Here is a 15,508-nt window from a genome sequence, read left to right on the forward strand (position 1 = left end):
GTCGAACTGGGCGCCGCGATGATGGTCGCGTCCACGATGGTGCCCGCGCGCATCAGAAGCCCTTGCTCGGCAAGATGGGCGTTGATCTCCTCGAACAGGGCCTTGGTGAGATCGTTGGCCAGCAGCAGGCGCCTGAACTTCAGCAGCGTAGTGGCGTCGGGCACCGACTCCCGCGACAGGTCGCTGCCCACGAAATCGCGCAGCGCCTGACTGTCGTACAGCGCGTCCTCCAGCGCCTCGTCGGCCAGGCCGTACCACTGCTGGAGGCAGTACATGCGCAGCATCCGGGGAACGCCGATCGGCTGTCGGCCGACGCGCCCGCGAGTGGGGTACAGCGGCTCGATCACGGCAATCAGACGAGACCACGGCACGACGCGCTCCATGTCAGCCAAGAAATTCTCGCGCCGCGTGCGCTTCTTCTTCATCGCGTACTCGGCGCTGGCAAAGCTGCGTTGGTTCATCTCGGTGGTGCTGTGACTTGCGATGTCTTCACGCATGCACGGGCCGTGCCCGCGGCGACCTATTGATCAGCATCTCCCTAGGCCTGCGCCGGGTAGCCCATTCGACTCGCGATCGGACTACTTGCGCGAGTCCATGCTTTCCGAGCTAATTTACGCACTCGTCAAGCACGGCGAAGTCGAAGCGGCACAACGCTTAAATGCCGCGGCAGTCGCGACCCATTTGCGACATCGCCACGGTTTCGCTCCTCTATCAGACCTTGGCGAATCTTGAAGAATGCGCCGCCTTTGAATATGGGCAGCACCCGGCATCCGAGCCGGCGGGAAACCCCGCAAGGCACGCGTCAGGGCAACTTCATGCTCGGCAGACCGGCGGTGATCTCGGTTTGCCATTTTGACTGGACGGCCCCAATGCAGCCATGGTTGGACTCGCCGTCGTACAGCGCCTGGGCCGCGTTCAGAGTGGTCACGATCGTCGCATCGATCGCGGCAAAGTCGCCGCCACGCCACAGCAGCGCGTTCGCCTTCTTTGCGAGCGTGCAGCTGAGGTTGAAATGGAACTGCTCGTGGTTGAGCAACCGCGCAGATTCGGCGACTGCTTGTGCGGTGTTGTCGGCAACAATCGTCGTATCGCACTCGGCCTTCTTGGTCGCCGGCGTGCCTGCCGGCCGCGGGCTGGCCGGGCAGGTCGGATCAACTGCAGTTCTGAGGGCCCAGGTCACCCCGACCTGCCCTTTCGCAGCGGCGGCGTCGAAATCGTTGCGGCACTGGTGGGCCAATGTGTTGCTGCCGTTCTTGGCCGGGTCTGTGGCGTTCTTGTGCTTCGCTTTGACCCAGCTCTTGCCCGGGTCAAACACTCCCTGAAAGATTCGCTTGGGGCCGGTCGGGCGGCCAAGCACCTCGTCGATGCATTGCTGCGACGGCACGTCCTTCTTCTTGATCGTCGAGGAGGTGACCGCGCCGAAGGGGCTCGACGCGACGGGCGTCGCGGTGAAGTCGGCCCAGGTCAGCGGGGCGGTCGGCGAACATTCGTTCGGATCCGGCCCCTTGCCCTTCAGACACTCGCCGATCTTCTCGAGCTTCAGCCCTTCGTCCTTGCCGCTCAGGTCGGCTTTGGGTCCGGCTTCGTCAAGCCCGACGATTGCCGGTACACGTTGCAGCCGCAGCATCGGCTGGTCCTCGTCGGACTGCGCCTGCCTCGTCCCGGGCGGCTTCGGCTCCTCTTCGCCGCGCAGGCTGCCCGTCACCGGCGGGTCGATCGATGCGCGCCGCAACACGGCGCCCTGCTGCTGTACAACGTGGGTCAGTTCGTGCGCAAGCAGCTTGCGGCCGGCAGCATCGGCGGGTGCATATCGGCCGGTGCCGAACACGATGTGTTCGCCGACCGTGTAGGCATGCGCATCCACCGCGCGCGCCGAGTCCGCGGCGGCCGAATCGTGATGCACACGCACACGGGAAAAGTCATGGCCGAAGCGCGGCTCGAAGTAGGCCCGTGTCTCAGCACCTAGAGGCTGGCCGGAACCTGCCAAGACTGAATGGACACTGGCCGGCACCCCACCCGCACGATCTCCCGCGTGGGCGTCGCTACGCTGCACCAGCGGACGGATCGGCCCTACCACCGCGTGCCCGCCAGCAGGTGCGTGCAGCACTGCATCGGCGACACGATCGGCCTCCCGCTCGTAGGCATCGTCGATTGGGCCAACGGTCAGACTCGGCTGCAGCTGCTTGCCGGCGCATTCTTCGCAGGTGCCAGTCAACGTTGATTGGCTTGCGCCACATTTGCACTGGCGTTGCAGGCGCAGGTACTCGCCGCCCGCAGGCGACTTCTTTAACCGGAGCAATGGGGCGTGATTCATTGCGACGCCTGCGGAGAACAAAGAGCGTGCTCCTGTGCGGACACTCCTGCAACTCATCCGTTTGGACGATGGGCGCGCGGTACGGAACGTGCTTGCCGCGACTGAGCGTATCGCGCGGCCGGCACGCATTGCGTTCGTTTCGAGGAGCCACAGTGATGGTGCGGGCGAACAGCACTGATCTGCCTAATGCGTTCAGTCTGCAGGCATTTGGCATTCAGCCCCGACGGAAAGCAGATTGCGCTGGGCCGTAAGGACGGTTTGACTATCGTGCAGGACATCGCCGATGGACGGGCCGCGGCCACGTTCGAACCGCGGGAAGCGGGGGTCGATCCGGAGGTCGATCAAAAGGTTGATCGAAAGGTTGATCGAGATCGTGAGCTCGATCGGGAAGCCGATTCGGAGCCTTGGGAGGTCGCTCGGGAGGTCGATCGGTTGGTGTTCATCGAGGGCGGCGATGCGCTGGTCAGCGGGAGGGCGAAGGGTGGACGCGAAGTGTGGGATCTGCGGAAACGGTGGCAGCTCGCCCGATTGAGCGATCTGGGCGGGCGGGTGAAAAGCGTGGACATCAGCCCGACAGGTCGACGAGTCGCGATCCTGCAGTTCGACGCGTCGGTGTCGATCCGGAGCTGGGACCAGCAGACAATGCTGGAGGACGCTTGTCGCGTCGCTGGACGCAACCTGACCTGTGGCGAACGGAGGCAATTCCTGCGCGATGCCAAGTACCACGCAACCTGCAAGGCATTTTCATCGCCAGAGGATCCCTGCCCTTAGGTTGGGCGCGCAGGGGGCACGAGATAGAGCAGACTTGGCTGGGAGCGGTTCAACTGGTGGGGTGTGCGGTCACAAACCTTCGGATGAGAATCATGATTGCGGATCCGCGGGGCATCTCGGTGGCTGAGAACGAATTCTTGAATGCCCTCGCGATGCAGATCAAAGTCTGCAAGTCAAGTGGGCCGCGCACTTGCCCTATGCGCAGGCGGTGGCGCTGCTGAGTGAGGTCTTGCCCATTGCCGACGTCATCTCCGTCAGTGGGCTGAAGCGCCGCGTTCGCGCCGTCGGCGCGGCATTGGATATCGGGCAGGCTCCATCAGCCATGGTCGACGCGGGGAGCTAGCTCGCTGTGCGAGGTTACGCGGCGCCGACGTCGGTCGCAGTGGATTCGGCATGGCTCAAGCACTGCGATCCGCCACGCCGCCAAGCTCGCCACGTCAATCTCGTGCGGGCCGGGTGTGCTTTGAAGATGGCCGATCCCGCGTCTACGCCTACGTGCATAACCAGGTTCCCTCGGCGGCAGCGCGCCTGGGCCGCTTCCTGTCCTCGAGCGGCATTGGCGCGCACGAACGCGTCACCATCCTCTGCGATGCTGCTGGCGAATTCGAGAAAGCTGTCCAGCGCACGGGGCGGCCGTTGTGCCGCATCGTGGACTGGTTCCATATCGCCATGAAGTTTCGTGCGATCGAGCAGACAGCACTGAAGTACCCGGGTCTACTGGCGCCGAATGGCGAGACCATCATGAAGGAAATCACGTCAGCCAAGTGGCTGGTCTGGCACGGAAAGGCGCCAAAGGCGGTGACGCTCCTCAGGAGTCTTCACGATGCATTCGGAGTGGAGGCCGAGGAACGTTACTCGACACTACAGTGGAACTTGCGCAAGGTCTGGTGGTACCTCAGGTCCAACGACAGCTACCTCGTGAACTACGGCCGACGCTATCGCAAAGGACTGCCGATCAGCAGTGCAACCGCAGAGTCCGCGGTCAATCAGGTTGTCAGCAGTCGCATGGCCAAGCATCGGCAAATGCGCTGGTCCGACGAAGGCGCTCACCTGCTGGCGCAGGTCAGGGTGCACGTAATCAACGACGAACTCAAGCCGCGGGCAATGCCAATTCCGCTCCGCGCGCCGAAGCCTGGTCGAAACTCTCAATGGGACGAAGAACTGTTCAGAAGGGCAGCGTAGCCCCCACTTTGGCCCACTCTCTGCTCGTGCATCGTTGCGAAGTGGTCGCTACCGAGGCCTGACGAGTGCGACGCCCGCCAGAGCGTGGAAAGCAATGTCAGAGGTATCGAGCCCGAGGCAACTATCCACGGGAGCAGAGCAGGCGCGGAACTGGCTGGTCCAATTCATGCCGCTGACGCATCGAATCATTCAGGCCGACGGCCTGACGATCTTCCATATCCGCTATTGGCATCCGATCTTTGCTGCCTGGCGAGTGGACCGAAAGCGAGTGTTGGTCCGCTACCGATCGTGGCGCCCTCCTCGAGCGGCTCGCATCCCCAAGTCGATGGAGCGATAGTGGTCCGCCGACTTGTTCGGACGAAACACGCAACGGACAATGATCAGACCTCTGCGACCCCGACCGAGGACCGATCGATGGAGCCAAGCCAGCGTTCGAAGGCGTTCCTGCCGAAATTCGAACACGACATCTTTCTGAGTTACCGGCATATCCGTAAGCCGGACGAGTGGCTCGAGAAGCTGCACGAGTGCCTGCGCACGGAACTGGTCGCTCGCCTCAATAACGTGGACATCTGGCGTGACAGGCTTGACCTGCGCGCCGGCGACGAATGGCGCGAAGAGATCGAAAAGGCGCTGTCGTCGGCGGCCATCTTCCTGGCCGTGGTCACGGAAACGTACTTTGATTCGCCGGTATGCGCCCATGAGTTCGACCTTTATGTCGGTCGCCGCATGGGTGCCGCCGCCGGGGCGACGCGCGGAGTCGTCATCCCCGTGCTGCGCCACAGGTTCGACGTGCCGCCTGACGATTTCGAACCCTTCCAGGCCGTCAATTTCTGCGACCCCGTGACGGGGCGCGAGTACCACGAAAGCCTGGCTGAAGACCCGCGCGGCGGGTTCTACGCCGCAGTCGGCGAACTGGCACTGATCCTGCGCGAAAGGCTGCGCGACCTGGCAGGCGCCATCAGCGCGCAAATGCCAGCGATCTTCCTGGCCGAAACCGGCTTCCCCGAACACGAACGGCGCCAGATCGTGCGCCGCGAACTGCTGCAGCGTGATGACTTGGTCGTGCTGCCGGCCAGGCCCTACCGCTGGAATCTGCCCAGCCTGGAAGCGAACATCAACACCGACCTCGATCGCGCCGAGCTGTGCGTGCACGTCGTGCCCCCGGGCCTGGACGCCGAGGACGAGCGCAAGGTGCGGCGGCAACTCGAGATGGCCGTGAGCATGATGCAGACCAAGGCGCGGCCGATGCCACTGGTGTGGATCCCGTCTGCTCCGCCGGGACAGCCTGACCCGGACGGTCTGACTGCGTGGGTCACCAATGAACTGCCAAATCTCGGCCTACAGTTCATCCAGGGCGACAGCTACAAGAGGTTCAAGGAAGACCTCGACGAGCTACTGGCCGAATGCGGGCTGGCGTCTGACCTCGCCCGACATGCCAGCGAAAGCAAGCCGTGAATGGTGACGACGGGCTGCGCGCCGCGAACCCCTTCTCCGGGCTGCGCCCTTTCGACATCGGCGAGGGCGACCGCTTCTTCGGCCGCGGCCGTCAGATCGACGAGTTGGCCGCCCGCTTGACGGAGGTCACGCTGCTTGCCGTCACCGGCGAGTCGGGCTGCGGCAAGTCGTCGCTGGTGCGCGCGGGCCTGATCGACCGCCTCAGCCGCATGCGAGACGAGGCGGGCCACCCGCGCTGGTTGAGCGCTGTCCTGCGGCCGGGGGACCGGCCGTTGGCTGCGCTAGCCACCGCGCTGAAGGCTGCACTGTACCCCGAGGCCGTCGAGGGCGACATCGAGGCGCGCATGCTGGGGTGGCTGCAACTGGGTGGCCACGGGCTGATCGAATCCGTGCGAATGGCTAGGCTGATGCCGGGGCAAAGGCTGCTGGTCGTGATCGACCAGTTCGAGGAGGTCTTTCGCTTCGAGCTCGACCCTGACGAGGCCAGCGCTTTCGTCGGCCTGCTGCTCAACGCCGCGCAGGATCGCGAGTCACCGGTCAACGTGGTGATCACGATGCGCACCGACGCACTGGGCTCTTGCCCCATCCACCGCGGACTGCCCGAGGCCATCAGTCGCGGTCAGTATCTGGTGCCGCGCATGACCCGCGCCCAGCGCACCGAGGCCATCGTCGGGCCTGTGGAAACTCTGCGCGGGCGCAAGATCGCCGCCCGGCTGGTGCAGCGCCTGCTCAATGATGTGTCGGACCAGTATGATGAACTGCCCGTGCTGCAACACGTGCTGGCGCGCAGCTGGGATCATTGGGCGACCACGCCCGACCGTGCCGAGGCCATCGATCTCGTCGACTACACCGCCGTGGGTACCGCCGCCAATGCGTTGTCGATCCACGGCGCCGAAGCATGCCGCGAGCTCCCCGGGCTGGAAGCGGTGATCGAAAAGGTCTTTCGCGCGCTGACCGTGCGCATCGTCGATAGCGGCGACCCGACGCGCAGTTCGCGTGGCAGCGAACGCCGGCCGCTACCTTTCGAACGGCTTCGCGCGGTCGTGGGCGCGCCGGTAGCGGACGTGGAAAAGGTGGTCGAACGTTTTCGTCGGCGGGACACCAGCTTCCTGATGACCGGTGCGCCGCTGGCCCTCAACCCGACCATCGACATCGCACACGAGAGCCTGATCCGCTTGTGGGATTGCCTGCAAGGCTGGCTCGGCGCCGAAGCCGACGCTGGCAAGCGCATCAACCACCTGTTCGACATGGCGGTGGAGCACCGTGACAAGGGCGGCGCGCTGCTGCAGGAGCGCAGTCTGGATGAGGCGCTGGAATGGCGCGAGACGCAGCAGCCGACCGCGGCCTGGGCCGGCCTATACGTCGGCGCCGCGCAAGGCGAGGCCGCGTGGCAGGCGGTGCAGGACTATCTGGGTCAAAGCCTGGCCGAACGCGAGCACCAGAAGCAACTGCTCGCGGCGGCCCAGATCCAGCGGCGTCGGCGCGTGCAGGTGCGCATGGCGATGGCTGCGGGCGTGACGGTGGTGTCGCTGCTGATCGGGCTGGCTGGCGTCGACCTGGCGCGACGAGCGAGATCGCGGGAGCTGGCCAGCCAGTCACTGGTCGAGCGTGAGCACTACCCCGTGCGTGCCGCGCATCTGGCGTTGGCTGCATGGCAGCTCGATGGCAACAACGAAAACGCGCATTCGGTGCTGCGCGACACGCTTGCGGGGCTCGACATCGCGCACATCGAGCGCGGGCTGCCCGATACGACACGCATCACCGATGTCATGCTCAGCCCCGACCGCAGCCGGCTGCTGCTGATTGCCGGAATGTCGGTCAGCGTCGTCGACAGCACGACGCTCGCGCCGCTCGCCAAGCCCTTCGAGCGTTCGCATCAAATCCTCGAGGCCCGTTTGACGGGAGACAACAGGACGCTACTGACCTTGACCGACGACTCCCAGGTGCAGGCGCAGGCGGTGGACGGCGGTGCGGTGCAGGTGCAGACCTGCTCCGGTGAGGGCAACTCCGTCTTCAAGCTGGGTGTCTCGCCAGTCGGCGCCCAATGGGCGCTCGGGTGCTACAAGGGCGAGGTGCTGGTCTCCCAGGCCGACTCCACTGGCGTCCATCAGAGCCACGCCTTCAGCCACCGCGGCGGATCCGCGGTCAGCATCACTGCGCTGCGGTTTTCCTGGGACGGCCGCTTTCTGGCCAGTGGGGACGCCGATGGCTTCGTGAACCTATGGCGGCTAGAGGCCGCGGTTGACCCTGGCGGTCGCGCTTGGCTGGGACAAAGCGGCAACGGCAAGCACGATTCTCCGCTGCAGCATCATGCCGGCATCACTGCGCTCGATTTTCATCCCAAAAGCAGCAAGTTGCTGGTGAGCGCCAGCGAAGACGGGACAGCCAGGGTGTGGATGCTCGATACCGAGCCAGCCGACCATCCGCCGCATCGTTTCGAAAAAAATGCTGCTCGCGGCGCCGCCAAGCCCGGTGGCAAGAGGGACGACAAACAGGCGCTTCAAACCTGGTTGCTGCCGGCGCGACGCAGTGTGTCGGCGGCGCGCATTCTTTCGCCGATTGGCGGCAGCCCCTATGTGCTTACCTACGACGGAAAGGAGGCGATGCTGTGGACAAGCGAGACGCCTCGGATCCTGAAGGGCCACGAGGACTTCATCACCGACGCCGATGCCGCCGTTGGCGCGCCGGTGGTTGTCACTGCCAGCAGGGATGGCACGGCGCGCTTGTGGGTCACGCGCACGGGCCTGCCGTTCGCGGTGCTCAGCGGCCAGAGCGATGCCGTGGCGCGCGCGCTGTTCCTCTCGCCCGATGGCAGCCGCGTGCTGACACTGACCAGCGGCGGCCAGGTCTCGATCTGGCGCGTGGCCGTGCCGCGGCTGTTGATGGCAGGCGACGATTGGCTACTGGGGGCCAACTTCTCGCCCGACGGCAGGCAGGTCGTGGTGGTCGGGGAAAAGGGCGCGATGCTCATCCCGGTGCCGCGGGCGTCGACTACCGAGTCCAAGGCCCTGCCACTGGCGCCGCTCGAATGCGGGTCGAACGATTGCATCCGTGACAGCACGAGTTGGAGCCACGATGGGCGCTGGATTGCCGGACGCCTTTCTTCGCAGCGATCGGAGATTCCAATCCGGGCCGTGATCTGGGACGCGAGCAGCGGCAAGACTGTTGCGCCCGCATGGCTCAAGCCGATGACATTCGCGTCGTTCTGCGCCGGTTGCGACGAGTTGCTGGCGGTAGATGAGCACGGCGAGATCACGTTGTGGCCCAGCGCCGCGCTGCGCGACGACGACGCCACGCCGCTGGCCCGTTTTGGTTCGCCCGACCTCCAGCGCATGTTTGCGCAGATCAGCCCGGACGGGCGGTGGGTGGTGGCCATCAACAACGACAGGCTTGAGGTGTGGTCGCGCGCGAAATCCGGTAATAAGCCGCTCCACGTCTGGGCCGGGCCAAATGGCCACAAGGGTCCGATCCGCACAATCGCTTTCAGCAGGGACAGCACCTGGGTGGTCAGCGCCGGCGCCGATCGAACGGCGCGCGTGTGGTCGCTGGCCGCGCCCGAGTCGGATCCGATCGTGCTGGCCGGGTCCACGTCATCGCTGTACTCGGCCGCGTTCGATCCGGGAGGCGAACGCATCGCCACCGGCCGTGGCGATGGTCGCATCGACATCTGGAAATTCGATCCGCGAGGCCGCAGCGCCGAGCGCTGGGTGTCGATGCGACGCCATCAGGAGGGCATCAACTCCGTGGAATTCAGCCCCGACGGTGAGCAACTGCTGAGCGCCAGCGACGACGGCACGGTGCGCCTCGAACGCTGCGCGTTGTGCGAGGGCGGCCCTGCGCAGTGGAGTGACAGGGTCACCAGCCTGGCGCCGATGTCGAAGGAGGAAATGGACGACATTGACAAAGCACGACAAATCGGCTGGCGGGACCTGTGGGGCGGTGCGGCAACTGTCGGACTCTGGCGCGCACGCTGATTTCGGCCGCTGCATAGCGCGCGCGTTGCGCGTCGATCCGTCCTTGACGAATTGCGTAGGCTGGTGCTGTCGCCTCCTCGATGCCTGTCGACGGGGCCCTTGAAGGCTTCAGCCGGCGATTGAGCTTGCTCCTGGGCGAACAACGCGGTGTCTAGAGCAGCGCAATGGGCTTATCGAAAATCCCGACTCCGCCGCTTGACGGCTCGCAGTGATGAAGCAAGGTTGGACCTGCGCCGGGTGTGCCTGAGAGAGCATCGGAGACGGCGACCACCGTCCTCGAAAATGGAATGAGGCCCCCGCGCGCGTCTTTCATCAGGGTACGGGGTCGATTTGATTTCGGTGTCAAAACTGACGGTTCGCATCTCCAGCAACGGCGCGGGGTCGGTTTGCTAAGTCGTTGATTTCGCGAGCATTGCTGTTCACTTCTTTGCGGCGTATCGTCTGCGGCCCCCTGAACAGCGAAGGAGCGCGGCGATGCAAAGCTGGCAGACGTCCTACCTGGGGCTGCGCGACATGCCGGGCGAGCTCAGCGAGTTCGAGCTGCAGACGTTCTTCAGCTTCAGCCGCACAGAGCTCGACTTGATCGGGCGAAGGCGCAGCGACAGCCTCAAGCTGGGCTTGGCGCTGCACATCGGCTTCGCCCGCATGACCGGTCGGCCGCTGAACAGCGTGCGGATCGTGCCCCCTGCACTTCTTCACCACCTTAGCCGGGAGCTGGACATCGCCGCCCCGGATCTGGTGTCTCTGCGCGCGCTGTACGCCCGCGGACGCACCCTGTTCGATCACCAGCACCAAGCCTGCGAATGCCTGGGCTTCAAGTGGATGACCGAGCACCAGCGCCGAGCATTGGTACGGGTCCTGCGGGACGAAGTCGCACATTGCTCGGACCGCGAGCGGCTCCTGGTCCTTGCCAAGCAGTGGCTCCGCGAGCATCGCCTGCTCATCGTGCACGACCGAGTCATCCGCGCCATGGTGGCGGCCGCCCTGGTTGAACTCGAAGCATCGACTGGCCAGTCCATCATGACAACGGTGCTTGCCGAGACTCGCAGGCGCTGGATATCGGCACTGAACACGCCGCGTGCAGACGGCGAGCACTGCCAGAGTTGGCTGTGGAGCGCACCGGCAAGGCACTCGGCGCGCCAGATCACCGAGGTCCTGGAAAGGATCGCGTTCCTGACTGACCTCGGCATCGATCGACATCTCTGGGGGATCTCAACGATGTGCTGGTGCGCCGCTACGCCCGGCGCATGGCCGGGCGGCCCCCATCGGTCAGTGCCAGGATCAAGGAGCCGGCCCGCACGCTGGAGCTCAGCTGCTTCCTGCGCTACTGCCTGCTCACGGCGACCGACCAGATCATCTTCATGTTCCAGCGTCGCGTGGCCGACCTGTGGCGCCACTGTGCCGACGGTGTCGCGTCCGTGGATTGGGCTCGGCAGTACCAGGAGCTGCTGCTGGAGCTCTCCGAGCTCGCAGGCCATGACGCCGTGCCAGATACCGAACTGCGCTCACGCCTTCGCGAAATCGTCGCTGCCAAGTGCGCTCAGCGCCCGCCGAGTCGGGCGTCGGTCATCCGACAACGCCTGATCGATGCCATCGCGCCAGTGCGTTCGCTGCTGGCCGGCGTGAGCCGACTGCCATGGCAGGCCACCGGCGAGCACCCGGCACTCGATGCGCTGAACAAGCTCCGAGCCGGGTACGCCGCTGGCATCAAGCGGCTTCCCAGCGAAGTCACGGCCCCACGACTGGGAGCCGCCTGGCGTGCAGCCATCGCCGACGCCGACCGCGAACGCGCCTTCAGGGCGCTGGAGGTCGCCACCCTGCTCGCTCTGCGCCGGGCGGTGCGCAATGGTTCGGTGTGGATAGCTCACTCACTGAGCTTCCGAGGTCGCGAGCGGCTGTTCCTGCCCGAGGAGCGTTGGCAAGTCGAAGCGCCGAGGCACTACGCCAGGTTGCAGCTGCCGGCTAAAGCCAGCGAGTTCCTCGTACCGCTCCTTGCTCGCATGCTCATTGGCATCGACGCGGTCGCGGCCGCCGCGCGTTCTGGCGATCTGCGCGTCGATGACGAACTGCATCTGGCGTCGTTGCCGGCGGACGAAGATGACCCCCAAGTCACGAGGTTGCGCAGCCAGCTCGACCAGCGCATCGGTGAAGCGCAGTTGCCCGAGGTCATCCTGGCCGTGGACGCCCAGGTGCGATTCAGCTGGATCATGCTCGGGCGCGAGCCGAGAACGGGGCAGGAACTGCTGATGACCTATGCCGGCATCCTCGCGCACGGCACCAGCCTCACGGCGGCCGAGTGCGCGCGCATGATCCCGCAGTTGTCGGCCACCAGCATCCGCCAGGCCATGCGCTGGGCCGGCGACGAGCGTCGACTGGCACGGGCCTGCCAGGCGGTCCTGGAGTTCATGCAGGGCCACCCCATCGCGGCGACCTGGGGCCGAACCGACCTGGCATCCTCGGACATGATGAGCCTGGAGACCAGTCGGCGCGTGTGGCAGGCACGCCAGGATCCGCGGCGCCAGGTGGCTTCCATCGGCGTGTACAGCCACGTGCAGGACCGATGGGGAATCTTCCACGCGCAGCCGATCGTGCTCAATGAGCGGCAGGCGGGCGCCGCCATCGAAGGGGTCATTCGACAGGAACGGATCGAGACGTCTCAGCTCGCTGTCGACACGCACGGCTTCACCGACTTCGCGATGGCTCTGTCCCGACTTCTGGGCTTCGACCTGTGTCCAAGGCTCAGGGAACTCAAGCAACGGCATCTCTTCGTCCCGCGGGGCACGAAGGTTCCGCGCGAGATTGCCGCCGTGTGTCAGGCCAGTGTGGACACCACGCTCATTGAAGCTCATTGGGACAGTCTGGTTCACTTGGCCGCCTCGGTGATGCTGGGCCATGCCAGCGCAGTGACCGCGTTGGCAAGATTCGGCTCGGCAGCGCGAGGAGACCCGATCTATGACGCCGGCGTGCAACTGGGCAAGCTGCTCAGGACGGTGTTTCTGGCCGACTACTTTGTCAACGCCGCCTTCCGGCGCGAGTTGCGTCGGGTGCTCAACCGAGGCGAGTCGGTCAACGCGCTCAAGCGCGCGATCTATGTCGGCCGCGTCACGCCGGCGCAGGCCCGGCGCACTGACGAGATGCAGGCCGTAGCGGACGCGTTGAGCCTGCTGGCCAACATCGCGATGGCGTGGAATACGGCACAGATGCAGGCGGTGGTAGACCGCTGGGCCAACCGGCGCCAGATTGTGCCGCCGGAATTGATGGGGCGCATCGCGCCCACGCGCCTTGAGGGCATCAATCTGAGAGGCGTGTTCAGCTTCCCCGTCGAGCGCTACGCCGCGCAGCTACCACCGTCACAAAGTGCAGGCAAAACAAGGGCCAGTGGCTGAAATCGACCTCAGAATGGCGCCACTCGGTAGTGGCGAGCGAGGGGTAGCAGAAACTCTCGCAATGACAAGCACTTGCGAGCGCCAGCAGCTCGAAACCCGAACCAATGCTCGTCGGTCGAAGCGTCACTTCTTGCACTGAAATCAAATCGACCCCTAATCCTGCCGCGACCAGAGTTCGGCCTCGGCCGCACGACGCGACCCCCAGAGGCCGGCCGTAGGCGTCGACCCGAGGCCCCGTCCCCGCAGAAGCTCGGGCACGATCCCATAGTTCCCGGCGTTGAGTTCGGTCACCATCTGCGGGCTCAGGCCGCGGTTGCCCACGTTGAACAGGTACGACGCGAGGGCATCGCGCTGATTGGGCGTGAGCGGTACGCTGATGCGCGAAGCGATGAAGCGATAGACGCGCTGCAGGTCGGCTGTGAGCAGCACGCGGGCCTGGTCCTCACCGATCGGCTGTGTGAGCTGGATCACGGCATTGCCGACCCGGATCTCGCCCGCCTTCCGCTCCGCGTCCGTCACGTTGTGCGAGTAGCCGATGATCGAAAAGGGGCCGAGTTCGAGCAGGGTCGGGGTGAAGCCTTCGTAGTGCGCGATCAGGTCGAGGCCCTGATCAGTCGGGTTGACGACGGCGAATTCGACTGGCGCGGGCGCCGCGGCGACGACTTCACGCGGCGGGGCGGGCACCGGAGCGGCCGGTGTGGATGCCGGTGATGGTGGCTCGGCACCGAGATCCCCGGCAGGCGGCGCGGGTTCAACGGCGGGCGCGATCATTGCCCGGGTTGGCGCCGGTGCGCCGCCGAGTTCGTTGCGAATCAGGTCGGCTTCGGCGCTGCGGCGCCGCTTGATCGCTTGCTGTATGACGGCGTCATTGAAGCTCGGGATGCGGAAGTTCTCGATCCGGTCCGCGACGCGGCGCCAGTCACGCGCCGCGATGGCTTCGGCCACCGGCTGCCAGCGCGAACCTCCCGGGCCGACGTTGAACGCCAGCGATAGCACCGCCGTGTGCACCGAAGCCGGCGTCGTGGGCTCGTTCAGCGTCGGGTAGCGCTTCAGCAGGGTTTGCCACCACGGCTCGGTGGCTTCGGGCACAAGACGCGCGACTTCGGCCGGCTCGAGGCGGATGCGGTCGAGCACGGCACGCCGCGCCTCGAACGCGCTGCGCGCCTCGTCGCCGCGCTTGCCGGCCAACGAGGCGACCGCGTCCATCTCGGTCGGCGTTAGCAGGAACTCGTAGCGCTGCCGCAGCGTTGCCGCGTCGGTCGTCATCAGGCTCGTCTGCGGGTCAATCGTGACGTCGCCGCCGATCAACTTGACGCCTCCCGTCGACCCTTCCCAGCGCGCGATCCACGCGAGGTCGCCGCGAAAGCCCATCTTCTCGGCAAGCCGCGCTTGAAGGCGCCGCGTCGTGTCCGCCAGGCGCGCCTGCAGCTGCTCGTGCTCGCGCTCGAGCTCGCCGACGTTCGCGCCGCGCGCGCCGGCCTTCGCGATCAGGTCCTCGACTCGCTTCACCATCGCTCTCAGCTCGGCACCCTGGGCGCGCAGCAGCTCGCGCTCGGTGGCTGCCAGCGCGTCTTCGGCGCGCCGGCGCTGTTTGACCGCGATGCCGGTCTGCACTTCCGCCTCGTGCTGCCTCTCCGTCGCGATGCCCCGCTGCTCGTCGGCCTCGGCCTGCGCTTGCAGCGCGTGGTCGCGCTCGACGGTCGCCGCCTGCTCGCCCTCTTCGGCCCGCACGCGCTGCGTCTGTGCGTCGTCGCGTTCGTGCTCGGCGATGGTCCGCTGCTCGCGCGCGACGAACGCCTGCCACGCCGCAATCGCGGCCGCCAGCGTGATCGACGCGACGCCGGACCGCACGTACAAGCGATTGCGCCGCAACTGGCGCAGGTCGGCCCCGTCGAGCTCGTCGCGTCGCATTCCGCGCAGCGGCGCCGCGATGGCCACGAGCGCGTCGCGGAAGGCGGCCTGCTCGGGCCCGAGCGACTCCGCCTGTCGCGCCCACCGCAAGTCGACGAAGAGCGGCTCGTCGGCGAAGCAACCCGTGAGCGCGGGCGCGAGGGCGGTCGTGCGGGCCCAGTCGAAGTCGCCGCGTTCGATGTCCCAGACGATCTCGCCGCCGGTGAGCACGACCAGCAGGCGTTCGGTCGTCCGGTTATCGAGCCACCATTGCACCTCGCGCGTGCACCAGCGCGACGCCGCGGACTCGGGGCAGGCGAATAGCAAGAACCACTCGGACACCGATAGGTGGGCGACGATGCCCGGCCACAGCGCCGGGCTGGCGGTGAGGCTCGTCTGGTCGCGGAAGATGTTGAGCGCGCGCAGGCGCAACAGCGGCTTCGCGAGGCGCTCAATGCCGCGCTGGAATGCCGGTGCCAGCCGCGCGTCGGCTGCGTGGCTGTAGGAGATGAACGCGTGGTGCTGGATCGCCATAG

7 protein-coding genes and 2 pseudogenes are annotated in these 15,508 nt (G+C 66.0%); 6 read left to right on the top strand and 3 right to left on the bottom strand.

The window, feature by feature from the left end; genetic code table 11:
* Together BLW05_RS30290 and BLW05_RS30295 are read right to left on the bottom strand one after the other, a co-directional pair.
* Window positions 1–461: IS5 family transposase (locus BLW05_RS30290; RefSeq protein WP_143044977.1), on the bottom strand; the 461-nt coding region annotated here is incomplete at its 3' end.
* Between the two features lie 341 nt (window positions 462–802).
* Window positions 803–2,314 carry an eCIS core domain-containing protein gene (locus BLW05_RS30295; protein ID WP_093167680.1) on the bottom strand — a complete coding sequence of 504 codons (1,512 nt, stop codon included), beginning with the start codon at window positions 2,312–2,314 and terminating at the stop codon, window positions 803–805.
* A 207-nt stretch (window positions 2,315–2,521) separates the two neighbouring features.
* Here BLW05_RS30295 and BLW05_RS30300 point away from each other — a divergent pair, with 207 nt between their 5' ends.
* The 6 genes and pseudogenes from BLW05_RS30300 (at window position 2,522) to BLW05_RS30325 (ending at window position 13,082) form a co-directional block, all read left to right on the top strand.
* Window positions 2,522–3,085 carry a WD40 repeat domain-containing protein gene (locus BLW05_RS30300; RefSeq protein ID WP_143044964.1) on the top strand — a complete coding sequence of 188 codons (564 nt, stop codon included), beginning with the start codon at window positions 2,522–2,524 and terminating at the stop codon, window positions 3,083–3,085.
* A gap of 918 nt (window positions 3,086–4,003) precedes the next feature.
* Window positions 4,004–4,177: pseudogene (locus BLW05_RS36895) on the top strand (ISKra4 family transposase); the annotation flags it as partial.
* A gap of 256 nt (window positions 4,178–4,433) precedes the next feature.
* Complete coding sequence (locus tag BLW05_RS36900) at window positions 4,434–4,604, top strand: Mu transposase C-terminal domain-containing protein (protein WP_177142867.1); 171 nt, start codon at window positions 4,434–4,436, stop codon at window positions 4,602–4,604.
* A gap of 77 nt (window positions 4,605–4,681) precedes the next feature.
* On the top strand, window positions 4,682–5,722 hold the full coding sequence (locus tag BLW05_RS30315; protein WP_093167688.1) for a toll/interleukin-1 receptor domain-containing protein: 1,041 nt from the start codon (window positions 4,682–4,684) through the stop codon (window positions 5,720–5,722).
* Complete coding sequence (locus tag BLW05_RS30320; RefSeq protein ID WP_093167690.1) at window positions 5,719–9,696, top strand: NACHT and WD repeat domain-containing protein; 3,978 nt, start codon at window positions 5,719–5,721, stop codon at window positions 9,694–9,696. Before BLW05_RS30315 ends, BLW05_RS30320 begins: the two co-directional genes overlap by 4 nt.
* 474 nt (window positions 9,697–10,170) lie before the next feature.
* Window positions 10,171–13,082: pseudogene (locus BLW05_RS30325) on the top strand (Tn3 family transposase).
* Window positions 13,083–13,235: 153 nt separating this feature from the next.
* Here the strand turns inward: BLW05_RS30325 and BLW05_RS30330 are convergent.
* Window positions 13,236–15,506, bottom strand: coding sequence for a glycoside hydrolase family protein (locus BLW05_RS30330; protein WP_093167692.1), 2,271 nt, complete (start codon window positions 15,504–15,506; stop codon window positions 13,236–13,238).
* Window positions 15,507–15,508 lie beyond the last annotated feature (2 nt).

The sequence above is a fragment of the Variovorax sp. YR216 genome, from assembly GCF_900107745.1.
GTDB lineage: Bacteria > Pseudomonadota > Gammaproteobacteria > Burkholderiales > Burkholderiaceae_C > Variovorax.